The organism is Rothia sp. 32237D007AR, from assembly GCF_053544675.1.
In genome coordinates, this window is the sequence record NZ_JBPPUO010000001.1 from 139,259 (window position 1) to 154,215 (window position 14,957).

The following is a 14,957-nucleotide window of genomic DNA, read 5'->3' on the forward strand; positions in this document are numbered from 1 at the left end:
TATGATTATTGAACGTAACATCACCCCCTATATCGTCTTCTCTGAGGACCCGGTACTCACTGCTTTGCAGAAAATCTCTGCTAACGGGCAGCGCATCATCTTCCTCGTCAACGAGTCCGGCGTGCTTAAGGGCTCGCTCTCAGACGGCGACTTCCGCCGCTGGCTCATTGCCAACCCCACCGCCTCCCTCGAAACCAGTGCGCTAGAGGTCGCTAACAAAGCCGTCAAAACTGCCCCCGCTGGCTCAGAACCCACAGATCTTCAGGGCGAATTCGCCCAGGGCATCAGCCACCTTCCGCTGGTAGATGAACGCGGCCACCTGGTTGCTATCGCCATGGACGAGCAGAACGTACTGCGTATCGGCCGCACCGAAATTACCGCGGAATCTCCCTCCTTCATCATTGCCGAGATCGGCAACAACCACCAGGGTGATGTCGATTTGGCCAAGCGCCTGGTAGACCTGGCAGTTGATACCGGTGCGGACGCCGTCAAATTCCAGCTACGCGATATGGACGCCCTTTACCGCCAAAAGGGTTCAACCTCAGCCGGTGAAGACCTGGGTGTACAGTACACCCTCGACTTGCTGTCTCGCTTCTCCTTGACTGTGGACCAGATGTACGAGGTTTTCGACCACGTCAAGCAGCACGGCATGGACATCATGTGCACCCCCTGGGACGGCCCCTCCGTCCAGGCCCTCGTTGATTACGGCATTCAGGGTCTTAAGGTTGCCTCTGCTGACCTGACCAACCACGAGCTCCTGCGGGATATGGCTTCCCGCGGCCTGCCCATGCTGGTTTCTACCGGTATGAGCCGTGAAGAAGAGATCCGTGAATCGGTCAATCTGTTGCGCTCCCTGGGTGCCTCCTACGCCTTACTGCAGTGCCAGTCCACTTACCCCGCGCCCTTCAAGGACGTCAACCTGGCCTACATGGACCGCCTGGCTGACATCGGCCAGTGCCTGGTGGGCTACTCAGGCCACGAACGCGGCTACCACGTTCCTATTGCGGCTGTTGCCCGCGGTGCCAAGATTATTGAAAAGCACTTCACCATCGATAAGACCCTTGAAGGTAACGACCACACTGTCTCTCTGCTGCCCGACGAGTTCAAGGCTATGGTGCAGCAGATTCGTGAGGTAGAGGAGTCTATCGGTACTTCCGCCCCTCGCGAGGTATCCACCGGTGAACTCATGAACCGCGTCAACCTGGCTAAGTCACTGGTAGCTACCCGCACCATCGCCAAGGGAGAGGTCGTGACTGAGGCGGACGTAGAGGTCAAGTCACCCGGCCGCGGCCTGCAGCCCAACTACCTGCCCCAGCTTCTGGGACGCACCATGCAGCGTGAGGTCGAGGCAGGCTCCTTCTTCTTTGATGGCGACCTGAAGGACGATCTGGTGACCCGCCGTGACTTCAAGTTTGATCGCCCCTGGGGCCTGCCCGTCCGCTACCACGACTACAAGCCCCTGATTGAGGATGCTGAACCTGACTTCCTGGAGTTCCACTTCTCCTATAAGGACCTTGAAGTCAACATTGATGAGGTCTTTGACCGCAAGCTCGATATGTCCTTCACTACCCACCTTCCCGACCTCTTCGCCGGTGACTTCCTGGTAGATTTGGCCTCCCGCGACCAGGAAACATGGGAACGCTCCATCGCAGAGGTCCAGCGCACCATCGACATCACCCGCGATTTGACCCGATACTTCACCGTCGATGATGACCCCGTCATGGTGGTGACCATGGGTGGCTTCACCAAGGACGGCCACATTGCCCCCTCAGCCCGTGCCGACAAATACGAACGTATCGGCGAGGCACTAGCCAAGCTGGACACCTCAGGTGTGCGCATCGCGGCCCAGACCCTGCCTCCCTACCCCTGGCTCATGGGCGGTCAGCAGTACCACAACCTCTTCCTTGACCCCAAGGACACCGCTGAATTCTCAGACACCTATAACACTGCCCTCTGTCTGGACATCTCTCACACCATGCTGGCCGCTAACTTCCTCAAGATTTCTCTCGCTGAGGCTGTTGAGCTACTAGCACCCCGATCAATCCACCTGCACCTAGTAGACGGCGTAGGCGTAGACGGCGAAGGCGTGCAGGTTGGTGAAGGCGATGTAGATTGGGCAGCCCTCGGCAAGCAGCTGCGTGAGCTAACCCCCAACTCATCCTTCATTCCCGAAATCTGGCAGGGCCACGTCAACAACGGCGAAGGCTTCTTCACCGCACTCGATAGGCTCGAAAAATGGCTCTAAACTCACAACAGCCTACTGTTCTCTTATGTATGCCGGTATCTGATTTTGCTGGAGTAGCACGGCATTTAGTTGATATCGCCCGGAACGGAATTCCTGGTTACAATCTGGTCTTTTTCTGCCCTCAGGGCGAGCTGTCTGAGCATCTAGAAGACCTGAACGTGGATATTAGAACCGGAACTTTCGGACCGGATTATGGATTTTTGCCGTCATATAAGGCCCTGAACCGTGTTATTGATGAGGTTAAACCTGATCTGGTGCATACCCACCTGGCCTATGCGGATGTAGTCGCGGTAGCCGTGGTAAATGCGCGTAAGGCCCGCCACCTCGTGCAGAAGAGTGTTCATGCACCTAAGTTGGTGAGCACCGAACACGGTATTGCTGTGGATGATCTCGTGTTTCATGGGACTGTCCGCCAGCAAAAAATCATGGAGGCTGTCCACCGGGTCCGTCTATGGTTTACGGACGGCAAGATTGCTGTATCTAAGTTCAACGCGGTACAGATGCGTAAGAAGTGGGGGGCCCGTGACATCACGGTTATACCTAACGGTGTCGATTTGGACGTCGTCGCCGAGAAGGTCGCCCAAAAACGAGTGCCCGGTCAGCCGGGCGTACTTCGTGTAGTTTCTATGGCACGTTTGGCACCTGAGAAAAAAATTGATGTGCTCATTGATGCTTTCGCTCTGGTTCTTCAGCAGGACCCTTCTGCTCAACTTGAAATAGCTGGGAAGGGTGAATGCCTAGAGGATTTGCAAAAGCAGGTCGCAGATTTGGGTATCCAGGAGAATGTGAACTTTTCTGGCTTTAACGATCCGTTTGAAGTGATGAGGCGTAACGACCTTCTCGTGCAGCTATCAATCGCGGAGAACAATTCCTATACCCTACTTGAGGCTAAAGCGGGCGGTCTAAAAGTTATAGCAACAGCGATGGGTGGTAACCCCGAGCAACTAGAACCTGAAGAGATGGTACCTGCCCTCACCGCTTCAAACCGGTCAGAAATTGTTGAGGCCGCAGCCCAGAAAATTCTTAGTTATGAGAATAGCGCTATCAGTAATAATAATTTTTCCTGGGATAGCACTAAAGCAATGACTAAGAATATAGGAAAGAAATATAGAACAGTCTTAAATAATGAATACCGATAATGCTCAAGCCTCGCAATCGAAGGTAAACGAATTTTCTTGGAATGTTAAAACATCCCAAGCTATTAAGCTAGAAGTAGCTAAGATAGCTCAAGGAACCGGAAAAATAATTATACTTGATTTTATAGTCGGATTCTTGCTGATTTTTCGATGGATTCCTCAGGTAAATTTTCCGCCTTCTGCTTTACTTCTTGTAGTTTATGTTTCTCTGAAACTGCTTAGGCGCTCTCAGCGTACGGTGAGGCTTGCTCCCGCTATCCTTGCACTTTTCTTAATTGGTGCTATATATGTATTCACGGTATCGACATTCGTATACGAGATCAGTTATGAAGTTTCGGGGCAAAGACTGATTAGAATTTTTTCAGTGGTTTTATTTGCCCTATTGATAGCAGATGGCCGTATCGATCTCAAATCTCTTATCCTTGGTTTCGGCAGTGGTCTTATTTTTAACGCTGTAGCTTTTTATGCAGGTGTTGCCCCAGCCCCGTATGGGGAGTACCTTGCGGGGTGGATTGGCGATAAAAATGTTGCTGGTCTCTATCATGCCATTGTTCCACTCGTTATTTTTGTCCTATACAGTAAGCCTTGGCAACGAATAACCTTGCTAGTCTTTGCTTTGCCACTGCTGTGGGCTACAGGGTCGCGCACTAGCATTGGAGCCTTTATAATTGCTATTTTGTGGATGTTATTTGCAGGGCGACTAAACCTATTTATGAAATTCTTATTTGGCGGTTTAGTCATCTGGCTTTTTGAATGGGCTCAAGAAAATTTTGCTGATTCAGAAGTTTTTGGTGATAGAGCCGGAACTGACTGGTTTCGTGAACAAATCGATAATGCTTCACTGATTAAAGTTCAGAATACTCCATGGTTTGGACAAGGGCTTGGACAAGCAACAGTACCTATTGAGGGGAAAAGCAACCAATTCTTCCATAACTCTTTTTGGACCTTGTATGTTGAAGGGGGATGGCCTTGGACTATCTTGGTTCTAGGAGTTACCCTTATTGTCATATTTATTATGAAGCAGCCTCAGTCTCCTCGACAGATTGGTGCAGAAGCTACGACAGTTGTTCTGTTGGCCTGTTCATGGCGACTTGGTGAAGTAATTCTAACTATGCCTTGGGGTCTTGCTATGGGACTTGCTCTTTATTACCTGTCAAGCTCCGAATCCTTGAAGCATAAAAGAAGTTCTTCTTTCAAACAGTATGCTAAATCTGAAAATATCATTTTTAGAGATAGACAATATTAAATATCTCAACGACGAACAAGATATAAGGGGTATTGGTGCCAATTTGTTATGATGCTCGCTGGGTCGGCAACTATGGAATAGCCAGGTATGCGACAGAAAGCTCAAAGAATTTTCCTTCAGAATTTCTTCGACCGCTTCATGCTAAGTTCTCCCCCTTATCACCTTTAGGTCTTGCAGAGTGGGAACTGAATAATCTGCCTCGAAAGCTGAAGAAAGAATATTATTATTCCCCGTCTTTTACCCCATCTCTATCACATGGGCATAAACAGACTATTACTGTTCATGATTTAATTCATCTTGATGTCCCTGGTGAATCATCAAAAATTAAAAAAACTTATTATGAAAACGTAGTTAAGAAAGTTATTCAGAATTCTGATTTAACATTTACTGTTTCGAGATATTCTCAAGAAAGAATAGCGGAATGGGCAAATATCGATTTGCAGAGGATAGTTATAACTGGTAATTCGGCTAGTGCAATATTTAGCCCTAGTGGTGATAAGTATCAAATTGGGAATCCGTACATCCTTTACGTTGGAAATACAAAACCACATAAGAATTCAGAATGTGCACTAAATATTTTGAGAGCTATTCCTGGGAATGTATCTTTGCTCATGGTGAGTTCAAAAACTTCTGAACTCATGGCCAAGATATCAGAGATGAAACTTGAAGGGAGGGTTCGGATTCTCGAAGATGTTTCCGAGGAATCTCTTGCAAAAATCTACAGAGGAGCTAGATTACTTTTGATGCCTTCTTACTATGAAGGATTTGGCCTTCCTGTCCTTGAGGCTATGGCAAGCGGTATTCCTGTCGTTGCATCAAATACAACAAGTCTCCAAGAGATTATTGCAGATGCAGGATTGATGTTTAATCCGTCTGATAGCGAAGAGGGGGCTGACCTAGTAAACCAGCTACTTGATGATTCTCCCATAAGGGATGCCCTCATTTTCAAAGGGCTAACCAGAAGTTTAGATTATCAGTGGGAAAATATATCAAACACTATATATTCCCACTTAATCCAGGTCTGTAATCAAACACAATAAAACATGAATACAATAAATATCCCTAAGTATAAAGCAGCAGTTATCATACCGACTCGTGGTGGAGCTGATAAGCTTCACTATCCTCTTGATTCACTTTCACAGCAAACTGAAAAAGATTTTCAAGTAATAGTAGTCGTGGATGGCGATGTGGACGGCTCAGCTCAGATTGTTCAAAAATATATTGATTCAGAAAAGCTTAACCTAGAACTAATTGTATTTGACGAAAATCAAGGCCGAGTATCTGCTCTGAATGCAGGCTACAATGCTGCTGACGCAGAAATATTGATTCGCTGTGATGATGATATCGAAGTTAAACCAGACTATATTGCTAATCACCTCTCATACCATCAAGGTGATAGTGAGATAGGGGTTATGGGACTAGTCCATAACAAATTCCCTGATACTCCTCATGCTCGGGCCTATGGCTACTATCGCGATAGAAAATTCCGTGAAGAGGCTTATAATGCCTCCAAAGACCAAGTTTGGCATTACTGGGCAGCAAACTGTTCTATGCGAGCTACTACTTTTAAAAAAGTTGGCGGCTATGATCAGCGATACCGTCGATACGGCTGGGAGGATGTTGATATGGGCTATACACTATACATGGCTGATGTAGAACTTATCCTTGCACCCGAGTTAGAAGTGGACCACTATATTGCGGCGACAACCACTGCAGGCCGAGCACGCCGTGCATTACATTCTGGAGCTTCTCGACAGATTTTCATAGAAAAACATGGTAAACATGTTCTTTCTGAACCTAATCCAAAAGGAATCTGGGGCGTCTGTGTTCGCCTCTTAGCAGCAATTAGTACTGAAAAAAATATCCAATGGTTTGGTGCTCTTATCGATTCTGTTGCTGATAAGTTTCCTCCTCATATTGCAGAGAAATTTATGGCTCTTATAATTGAGAGTGCCAGTTTTGCAGGGGTCAAGTATCCTAATCGTGCACGCGTCGTCTTTTAATCAGAGGGAACTAATGAGATTGTTTGGCTGGACAGACGGTAAATCAAAACACCAGAAAAAAATACCAGAGATCGCTATCGCTCATGACTACCTAACCCAGCGTGGGGGAGCGGAGCGCGTCGTCCTTGCCATGCACCGTGCCTTCCCCGATGCCCCTATCTATACAACCTTGTACGACCCAGAAAAGACGTACGAAGAATTCAAAAACTGCACAATTATCACCTCTCCCCTTAATAAAGTACCCCTCTTCAGAAAAGACCACAGACTCGCTCTTCCACTCTTGCCCATCTTCTCAAGTCTCTTGCGTCCCAGAGCAAATAAAGTCTTGGTCTCATCAACGGGCTGGGCCCACGGGTTTCACCTACCAAAAAAAACACTCGTATACTGTCACTCACCAGCCCGATGGATCTACCTAACAGACCAATATCTAGGAGATACAGCGAATCCGCTAATCGCCTGGGTTTTTAAATTCCTACGGCCCCTCCTACTGCGATGGGACCAGCACGCTGCCGCCAAGCAGCCCCACTACGTAGCAAATTCGAGTACAATCCAACGTCGAATTCAGGACGTCTACGGTAAAGACGTAGACATCATCTACCCACCTTTTTCCGTTAAAGAAGGCGACCGCCTAAAGGAAATTCAGGGCCTTGAAGAATTTATGGCTGGCGGCTACTTCTTAATCGTTTCAAGACTCCTGCCCTACAAAAATGTACAACATGCTCTGCAAGCCTTTGCAACGCTCGATGAAAAACTCCTGGTCATCGGGGCCGGTCCCATGAAAAATGAGCTAGAAGAAAAAGCTACCCCTAACGTGGCTTTTGCTTCAAACCTCTCTGATGAACAAATGAGCTACGCTTATGCTCATGCCACCGCACTACTGGCAATCTCCCATGAAGATTTCGGTATAACCCCCCTCGAAGGGGGAGCCTTCGGGAAACCAACCATCGCTCTCCACGCAGGAGGATTCCTCGATACCATAGTCGAAGGCGTCAACGGAACTTTCATTGAGTCGCCCACACCCTCCGACATCGAGGCTGCCGTGCGCCGTTTCAACCCCGCTGATTTCGACGCTTCTGCGGTGAAAGCCCACGTACAGAAATTTTCAGAAGAGCGTTTCAGTGAAGAAATAATCCAAAAAATACGAAAACTATAGAAAATCAACCAGTCATCAATCAAATATAGAGAAGCTCCCTGAACGGGGAGCTTCTCTATTGTTTAAGCTACTTGTTCGATGAGCCCTTGTCTCTCTAGCGTAGCTAGAAAATCTAAAATACTGTCAGCCACGGTCTCTCTGTCCACACCATAAATCTCAGCCATCTCATGAATTAGTTCTTCACTACCCATGGATGTTTCTAACAACTCCCAAATGAGTAGGCCTACACCATTGAAAGTAAAGATGTGAGAACTTTCAATATCTGCTACGTACAGTACTTCTTGATTGTTGAGGGATACCTCAGAACCGTAAACGTAGGCTGTAGTGGCGCACCGCTGGTATTTCATTTCTTTCTCTTCCGCTTCTTAGGGGTAATTTTAGCGAATCTACTGAGAAATTTTTGACGTATCTCTCGTTTACTGGGGGAATGGCCTAACTCCATAGCAAGATGGTCTCTATTAACCTTGAAAATATCCAGAACCGTTCTAATCTTAGCGATGAAGCCAGGTGCCGTCCTCACCCTGGCATACCAGCGAGTCATATCTGACGTTTTTTGTGAAGCGGTCCTCCACAATAAATAGTCAGGGTGAGAGGCATAATCATCTATGGTGCCTTGAGCTGCCGCATAAGCCAGCATAGCTTCTAACTCAAACACTCTCTTCTCTAAGAGGTGCTTTTCTTCCTTAGTAAGAAGTTGGTTGAGGTACTCTACGTCAGGTTTATGTGGGGAGGTGGACCGTGCAGCATGGATATAGACTACGATACGAGAATCTACAAGTGAAGTGGTCAGACAGGGGTAACCAGCAATAGTTTTAGTGCGGCGCTGCTCCCATAAACGGTTGAAGGCAGTAGTGCTATCAGAACCTAAACCAGGAAAAGCCCGGTGCACATCAGCTAAACCCCACGTGGGGTGATAGATAGTCATCGCGTGATGGTAATCAGACCCTGTTTTGAAGGTTGTTAAGACTTTCCAGCCAGCGCCTTCAACTGCTTTCACAAATGAATCTATATGATGTGGGCGAACCAAGACATCTACATCGGTACTGGTCCGTGTTCTGGGGTACGTATCTTCACCAAAAATATACCCCTTGATGTGCAAGAGATCCACCTCAGCTAAGGCCGCCAGCCGCTGAAGATGTGCGTGGCTTAACATAATACGAGCTTTGAGGGGAACCTCTTTATAGTTTTCGCCTTCGGTTAAGGTCTCACGCGGTGCTGAAGGTGTTGTCACAAATATCCTGTTTCATAACATAAGAGCTAGCTGGCAGTAATGGAAAGAGGGGAAGGCCTAGCCTCCCCCTCTTTTAGAGACCGATAGAGACGGTCTATGCAGTCGTTTTGTGGTTGCGCTTCCGTTTTTTACCCTTACCTTGGGAGTCTGCCTCATCTACACCGTAATAGTTAGAGTAGGCACCATTAGAAGAGTAAGCGAACCCATAGTAGGTATTACCCAGACCGGTGCGAGGAGCACGGTTGATAACAACGCCTAACAACTGAGCATTGACCTTGCGCAAGTTCGCTGCTGCCTCCGCCAGATTCTCTTTGCGAGTCTTACCTACGGTACCTACTAAGACGACGCCGTCAACAGCAGTTGAGAGGAGCGTAGCATCGGTAACCGGCAGCACCGGGGGGACGTCAATAATTACAGTGAACTCAGATGCGAGCTCTACAATGAGCTGGCGCATCTTATCAGACCCTAAGAGCTCAGAGGGGTTCGGGGGAATACGACCAGCAGGCAAGACGAAGAGCTGAGTATCTTCAAACTGACGAACCGCATCTGAGAGCTCAACCTGCCCTGCAAGAACCTGTGTGAGGCCAACCTTGGAGTCAATTTTGAACTTCTTCGCAATGGTTGGGCGGCGCAAGTCAGCATCGATAATAATGACAGGTTCGCCAGCGTCAGCCAAAGCACGAGCAATAGAGGTTGAGACGGTTGATTTACCTTCACCGGGTTCAGCAGAGGTGACAATCAGTGAACGAGGGGGATTATCAACATTCACAAAGCGCAGGTTAGTGCGTAGCTGACGGATAGCTTCCTGTGAGATGTGGTCATTTTGAGCGCGAAGAATATTATTCTCAGAGAGTTCTTCTGAGACAGGCAATACGCCCAAGATACCGGCATCTGTTGCTTTGGTGGCGTCATCCCGCGTACGTAGCTTGGTATCTACGGTGCGACGCAGCAAAATTGCTGCCAGAACGAGAGCCAAACCAATTAGAGCTCCTATTCCCACGAGTTTAGGTACATCAGGGCTTACAGGAGAGCGGTTAAGAGTTGCATCTTCTAGGGGAATAACTCGCACTGAGCTTGATCCCTCTAGATCATTTGCAACTTTTGCCACAGCCTGCAAGGAGCTATTAGCAAGTGCCTGGGCGTTCTCGGGTGAGGTACCAGTAGCAGAAACATTGATAAGCGCTGAATTAGCGTCTACTGTGGCACGAAGATTCCCCTGAATCTGGGCAGGGGTAAGGTTAAGCTCAGGGTTAGCTGCTGCAATCTCTTGAGCTACAGGGCCACTATTAACAAATGCTAAGTAAGCCGCAGCCTTTTCTTTCGCGGCTGCTGAACCTGAGATAACTTCACCAATCCCAGTGCCATCACCTACCGTTACATAGCCAGTGGCACTAGAAGCGTAGACCCTAGGCTGAAGCATTGAATAGCCAAAGCCAAGAAGAGCACCTACGAGAAGCCCCGCGAGGAGAAGTTTCAGATTGACGCGTAACATGCGTACAACATCGAGTATGGTCATAGGTCACCTAAGTATGAGTAAGAAGAAAACAAATAAACTTTCTTGAGTCTACCAGCGGATTCAGCAGACCTCTAGGAAAGCGAAAAGCAAGTTTTGGAGTGCCTGCTAGTTTAAGAAAGCAGACCCATCAGGTAGGCCCCGTAGCCGCTCTTCACTAGGGGGGCTGCTAGCTCTTCAAGCTTTTCGTCGCTAATCCAGCCCATACGCCAGCCAATTTCCTCAGGAGAACCGATGGAGAGACCCTGGCGGGCTTGAACGGTGCGGATAAAACTGGTGGCGTCTGCCAGTGAGTCAAAGGTGCCGGTATCGAGCCAGGCGGTTCCGCGGGGGAGAACTTCTACCTGTAGTTTTCCTTGGTCAAGGTAGACACGGTTAAGGTCGGTAATCTCGAGCTCGCCGCGAGGAGAGGGTGCAATGGCCTTGGCATACTCGACGACATTATTGTCGTAGAAGTATAGACCCGGGATGGCGTAGTCACTCTTAGGCTTTTCTGGCTTTTCTTCGATGGAAATAGCCTTGAAGTTTTCATCGAACTCAACAACGCCGTAGGCAGTAGGGTCAGATACCCGATAACCAAAGACAGCGGCGCCGTCTACGTCATTGTATTTACGGAGCTGATTACCAAGCCCGGGGCCATAGAAAATATTATCCCCCAGCACGAGGGCTACTGAATCGCTCCCAATATGCTCTTCACCCAGAATAAAAGCCTGTGCTAGGCCGTCTGGAGAAGGCTGAACCTTGTAGCTAAAATTCACGCCGAACTGGGAACCATCGCCCAAAAGACGGCGGAACTGGTCCTGATCCTGGGGCGTGGTGATAATCAGGATATCCTGAATACCTGCCAGCATGAGAGTGGAAATGGGGTAGTAAATCATCGGTTTGTCATAAACCGGAGTGAGCTGCTTGCTGATGCCGAGCGTGATGGGGTGGAGACGTGAGCCTGTACCACCTGCGAGTAAAATTCCCTTCATACCCCCATTCTGGCATGAACACCACATTTTTCGGTGCTATCAGAAACCCAAAATAAGGTGATTTGCCACTAGTGTTATAGCTATGGGAAAAATTCTTGTTACCGGCGGTGCCGGCTTTATCGGTTCTAACTTCGTCCACTACCTTATTGATAATACTGACCATAAGGTCGTTGTGCTCGATAAGATGACCTACGCTGCCAACGAGATGTCACTGGCAGGTCTGCCTGCTGACCGCTTTGAGCTGGTTAAGGGCGATATTGCCGATATGGATGTTGTTGATGGCTTGGTAGGTGAGGCGGACGCTGTCGTCCACTACGCTGCTGAATCTCACAACGATAACTCCTTGAACGACCCTAGCCCTTTTATTCACACTAACCTCATTGGTACTTTCACCCTGCTTGAGGCAGTGCGTAAGCACAAGACTCGCTACCACCACATCTCAACTGACGAGGTGTTTGGTGATCTAGAACTAGACGATCCCGCTAAGTTCACCGAAACCACCCCCTACAACCCCTCATCCCCGTACTCATCTACCAAGGCTGGTTCTGACCTACTAGTGCGTGCCTGGGTACGTTCCTTTGGTATCGAAGCAACTATCTCTAACTGCTCCAATAACTACGGGCCTTACCAGCACATCGAGAAGTTTATTCCGCGCCAGATTACCAACATTCTGGCTGGCATCAAGCCCAAACTCTACGGTGAGGGGCTCAACGTGCGCGACTGGATTCACGCTTCTGACCATTCTTCCGCGGTCCACACCATCCTGGAAAAGGGCAATATCGGGGAGACCTACCTGATTGGTGCTAACGGCGAAGAAAACAACATCACTGTTCTGCGCACTATTCTGCGTCTGATGGGCCAGCCTGAGGACGCCTTCGAGCACGTGGTAGACCGCCCCGGCCACGACCTGCGCTACGCCATCGACGGCACCCGCCTGCGCGAGGAACTGGGCTGGGAACCCCAGTTCACCAACTTTGAGGCCGGTCTGGCGGACACCATCGCCTGGTACACCAATAACCGTGCCTGGTGGGAGCCCCTCAAGGCTGAGGTCGAAGCCAAGTACGCAAAGGCAGGCCAGTAATGCCCAAAGAATTAGCTGTTCACACAACGGAAATCCCGGGCCTGCTTGTTATCGACATCCCGCAGCACGGTGATAACCGTGGCTGGTTCAAGGAGAACTGGCAGCGCGAGAAAATGGTTGCCGCCGGTCTACCAGATTTCAGCCCGGTACAGAACAACATTTCTTTTAACGCTTCTGCCGGCACTACTCGCGGTATCCACGCTGAACCCTGGGACAAATACGTCTCGGTAGCCACCGGCCGTATCTTTGGCGCTTGGGTTGATTTGCGAGCCGGAGAATCTTTTGGCAAGACTGTCACTGTAGAGCTTGGCCCCGATACTGCTGTTTTTGTTCCCCGAGGGGTAGGTAACTCCTTCCAGACCCTGGAAGACAACACAGCCTACACCTACCTGGTCAATGACCACTGGTCAGCGGACGCCCAGGGGGAGTACTCCTTCCTCAACCTCGCCGATGAAACCGTAGCCATTGACTGGCCCATTGCTCTGGAGCAAGCAGAACTCTCTGACAAGGATAAGAACCACCCCCGTCTTGCTGAGGTAGAGCCCCTAGCTCCTGCCCCCCTGCTGGTGGTCGGTGCGAACGGGCAACTGGGCCGTGAGCTGGTCAAGCAGCTTGACGCATCCGGCACCCCCTACCTTGCTGTTACTCGTGCAGAACTTGACCTAGCGCATCCTGACAGCTGGGCATCTGCCTACCGTTGGCGTTCCCTGCGCGGCATTATCAACGCGGCAGCCTACACCGCGGTTGATCAGGCTGAGACTCCTCAAGGGCGCGCGGAGGCCTGGGCTGCCAACGCCACTGGTGTTGCGGCCTTGGCACAGGTTGCGGACGAAGCTGGCATCCCACTGGTGCATGTCTCTACCGACTACGTTTTTGATGGTTCCCTACCGCTCGGTGAAGAATACACAGAGGACGCCCCGGTGGCTCCTCTGGGCGTGTATGGCCAGTCGAAAACTGCTGGTGAAATGGCTGTTCGATCGGTACGTCGTCACTATGTTGTGCGTACCTCCTGGGTGATGGGCGACGGTAAGAACTTTATTGAAATTATGAAGTCCCTGGCGGAGCGTGGCGTGAACCCCACCGTGGTTTCTGACCAGTATGGCCGGCCCACCTTTACTGAGGATCTTGCCGGAGCAATCCTGCATCTGGTGGAAAAGAACTGCAAGTTCGGTACTTACCACGTCTCTAATACAGGGGAAGTGTTGACTTGGGCTGACTTGGCGAAAGCTGTTTTTGAGCTGGCGGGTCACTCAGCAGATAGGGTAACCCCGGTGTCTACAGCTGAGTATTTTGCGAAGGCAGAGAGTTTTTCGCCACGACCAAGTAATTCTGCCATGGATTTATCAAAGATAATTGATGCTGGATTTGTGCCTCGAAACCACAAAGATGCGTTAAATGATTATTTTGGAGCCGTGTAGTATGAAGAAAGTAGACGCAAAATTTTCTGTTATTATTCCAACCCTCCAACGTTCGGAAGTGTTGTCTAAGGTTATTGATCTCTGTGATAACCATCCGCGTGTGGGCGAAGTTATCATCATTAATAATGAACAAAAGCCTCTCGACTTTGATAGCCCAACGGTTCGTGTAGTAAACTTAGAACAAAATATTTTTGTTAACCCTGCATGGAACATGGGGGTATCGCTTGCACATTATGATTTGATTGCGCTTGTCAATGATGATGTTCTTTTTGATCCGGTAGCTTTTGATGTTGTTGCTAGGGCCTTGAGTAAAAATACCTTTGGGATTATTGGTCCCGATAAATCTTGTTTTGAAGCTCCTACGTCACAGTCTCGAGTTAGACTGGCGCGTATTAGGCCTACTGTTGATGGCTTTGGAACATTTATGTGCTTGCGCAAGGAAAATTATATTAAGATTCCAGATTCCTTAAAAATTTGGGGTGGTGATGATGTTCTCATTCAGTTTCAAAATAGGCCTCCTGGAGTTCTTGTGGGAGTTTCGTTTGAAACTGAGATGAGCACCACCTCGAGTGATGTATCGTTCCAAGGCATGCGGAAAAATGAGGACGATACGATTATTGAAATACTAGATGGTTCGTATGGTGACATTTGGTGGCATCGGCCCTTTAACTTCTATAACTCTCAAATTCGTCCTATGCAGGACCGGATTAAATTAGCTTTTGGTAAAATATTGAAACGCTAACGAAATAATAGATGTGATATAAATTATCGCCTTGGAGTGTTGTCTTTTCTTTGATTCTGTTGAATAATTAGACCCGTGCACTTTGTGCGCAGGCCAAGGCAGTGGAATGCTGGTGGGAAACCCCGGTAGGTCCGAAACTGACAGTGGCTGGTTAGAAAGCGATTTCTGGCGCCAGTTCACTACACCACTTGGCGCATCGACAACTAACCACAGAA

The 14,957-nt window shown here is 49.0% G+C and carries 13 protein-coding genes; 9 read left to right on the forward strand and 4 right to left on the reverse strand.

Going from position 1 to position 14,957, the window contains the following annotated elements:
• Nucleotide 1: 1 nt before the first annotated feature.
• Genes ACED87_RS00695 through ACED87_RS00720 form a run of 6 tightly spaced genes read left to right on the forward strand, consistent with a single transcriptional unit; the run spans nt 2 to nt 7,783 of the window.
• Nucleotides 2-2,245 (forward strand): N-acetylneuraminate synthase family protein, encoded by a 2,244-nt coding sequence (locus ACED87_RS00695; protein ID WP_449089427.1) that lies wholly within the window; start codon nt 2-4, stop codon nt 2,243-2,245.
• Nucleotides 2,236-3,384, forward strand: coding sequence for a glycosyltransferase (locus tag ACED87_RS00700; protein WP_449089428.1), 1,149 nt, complete (start codon nt 2,236-2,238; stop codon nt 3,382-3,384). The genes ACED87_RS00695 and ACED87_RS00700 overlap by 10 nt, the downstream gene beginning before the upstream one ends.
• Nucleotides 3,371-4,627, forward strand: a complete 1,257-nt coding sequence (locus ACED87_RS00705) for an ABC transporter permease (RefSeq protein ID WP_449089429.1) — start codon at nt 3,371-3,373, stop codon at nt 4,625-4,627. Before ACED87_RS00700 ends, ACED87_RS00705 begins: the two co-directional genes overlap by 14 nt.
• A 35-nt stretch (nt 4,628-4,662) precedes the next feature.
• Nucleotides 4,663-5,667 carry a glycosyltransferase family 4 protein gene (locus ACED87_RS00710; RefSeq protein WP_449089430.1) on the forward strand — a complete coding sequence of 335 codons (1,005 nt, stop codon included), beginning with the start codon at nt 4,663-4,665 and terminating at the stop codon, nt 5,665-5,667.
• 3 nt (nt 5,668-5,670) lie between these two features.
• Nucleotides 5,671-6,630, forward strand: coding sequence for a glycosyltransferase family 2 protein (locus ACED87_RS00715; RefSeq protein WP_449089431.1), 960 nt, complete (start codon nt 5,671-5,673; stop codon nt 6,628-6,630).
• 13 nt (nt 6,631-6,643) lie between these two features.
• The gene (locus tag ACED87_RS00720; protein WP_449089432.1) at nt 6,644-7,783 is read left to right on the forward strand and encodes a glycosyltransferase; all 1,140 of its coding nucleotides are present in this window, start codon (nt 6,644-6,646) and stop codon (nt 7,781-7,783) included.
• 62 nt (nt 7,784-7,845) lie between these two features.
• Here ACED87_RS00720 and ACED87_RS00725 read toward each other — a convergent pair whose 3' ends face one another.
• From ACED87_RS00725 to rfbA, 4 genes are all read right to left on the reverse strand, one after another.
• The gene (locus ACED87_RS00725; RefSeq protein ID WP_449089433.1) at nt 7,846-8,130 is read right to left on the reverse strand and encodes a PqqD family protein; all 285 of its coding nucleotides are present in this window, start codon (nt 8,128-8,130) and stop codon (nt 7,846-7,848) included.
• Nucleotides 8,127-9,014, reverse strand: coding sequence for a nucleotidyltransferase family protein (locus ACED87_RS00730; RefSeq protein ID WP_449089434.1), 888 nt, complete (start codon nt 9,012-9,014; stop codon nt 8,127-8,129). Before ACED87_RS00730 ends, ACED87_RS00725 begins: the two co-directional genes overlap by 4 nt.
• Nucleotides 9,015-9,108: 94 nt before the next feature.
• Nucleotides 9,109-10,530, reverse strand: a complete 1,422-nt coding sequence (locus ACED87_RS00735; RefSeq protein WP_449089435.1) for a polysaccharide biosynthesis tyrosine autokinase — start codon at nt 10,528-10,530, stop codon at nt 9,109-9,111.
• 110 nt (nt 10,531-10,640) lie between these two features.
• On the reverse strand, nt 10,641-11,501 hold the full coding sequence (rfbA, locus tag ACED87_RS00740; RefSeq protein WP_449089436.1) for a glucose-1-phosphate thymidylyltransferase RfbA: 861 nt from the start codon (nt 11,499-11,501) through the stop codon (nt 10,641-10,643).
• An 82-nt stretch (nt 11,502-11,583) separates the two neighbouring features.
• On the opposite strand from rfbA, the gene rfbB reads away from it, so the two are divergent.
• The 3 genes from rfbB to ACED87_RS00755 are packed head-to-tail and all read left to right on the forward strand — an operon-like array spanning nt 11,584 to nt 14,742.
• Nucleotides 11,584-12,582 carry a dTDP-glucose 4,6-dehydratase gene (rfbB, locus tag ACED87_RS00745; protein ID WP_449089437.1) on the forward strand — a complete coding sequence of 333 codons (999 nt, stop codon included), beginning with the start codon at nt 11,584-11,586 and terminating at the stop codon, nt 12,580-12,582.
• Nucleotides 12,582-14,000, forward strand: coding sequence for a dTDP-4-dehydrorhamnose reductase (gene rfbD / locus ACED87_RS00750; RefSeq protein WP_449089438.1), 1,419 nt, complete (start codon nt 12,582-12,584; stop codon nt 13,998-14,000). Before rfbB ends, rfbD begins: the two co-directional genes overlap by 1 nt.
• Before the next feature lies 1 nt (nt 14,001).
• Nucleotides 14,002-14,742: a glycosyltransferase family 2 protein gene (locus ACED87_RS00755; RefSeq protein WP_449089439.1), complete on the forward strand. Its 741-nt coding sequence runs from the start codon at nt 14,002-14,004 to the stop codon at nt 14,740-14,742.
• The last annotated feature ends 215 nt before the right edge of the window (nt 14,743-14,957 follow it).

Bases quoted from the DNA above. Each gene is read 5' to 3' on its own strand.
- ACED87_RS00755 (WP_449089439.1), top strand. From the start codon at position 14,002: ATGAAGAAAGTAGACGCAAAATTTTCTGTTATTATTCCAACCCTCCAA.
- ACED87_RS00700 (WP_449089428.1), top strand. From the start codon at position 2,236: ATGGCTCTAAACTCACAACAGCCTACTGTTCTCTTATGTATGCCGGTA.
- ACED87_RS00705 (WP_449089429.1), top strand. From the start codon at position 3,371: ATGAATACCGATAATGCTCAAGCCTCGCAATCGAAGGTAAACGAATTT.
- rfbA (WP_449089436.1), bottom strand. From the start codon at position 11,501: ATGAAGGGAATTTTACTCGCAGGTGGTACAGGCTCACGTCTCCACCCC.
- rfbD (WP_449089438.1), top strand. From the start codon at position 12,582: ATGCCCAAAGAATTAGCTGTTCACACAACGGAAATCCCGGGCCTGCTT.
- ACED87_RS00715 (WP_449089431.1), top strand. From the start codon at position 5,671: ATGAATACAATAAATATCCCTAAGTATAAAGCAGCAGTTATCATACCG.
- ACED87_RS00720 (WP_449089432.1), top strand. From the start codon at position 6,644: ATGAGATTGTTTGGCTGGACAGACGGTAAATCAAAACACCAGAAAAAA.
- ACED87_RS00695 (WP_449089427.1), top strand. From the start codon at position 2: ATGATTATTGAACGTAACATCACCCCCTATATCGTCTTCTCTGAGGAC.
- ACED87_RS00725 (WP_449089433.1), bottom strand. From the start codon at position 8,130: ATGAAATACCAGCGGTGCGCCACTACAGCCTACGTTTACGGTTCTGAG.
- ACED87_RS00735 (WP_449089435.1), bottom strand. From the start codon at position 10,530: ATGACCATACTCGATGTTGTACGCATGTTACGCGTCAATCTGAAACTT.
- rfbB (WP_449089437.1), top strand. From the start codon at position 11,584: ATGGGAAAAATTCTTGTTACCGGCGGTGCCGGCTTTATCGGTTCTAAC.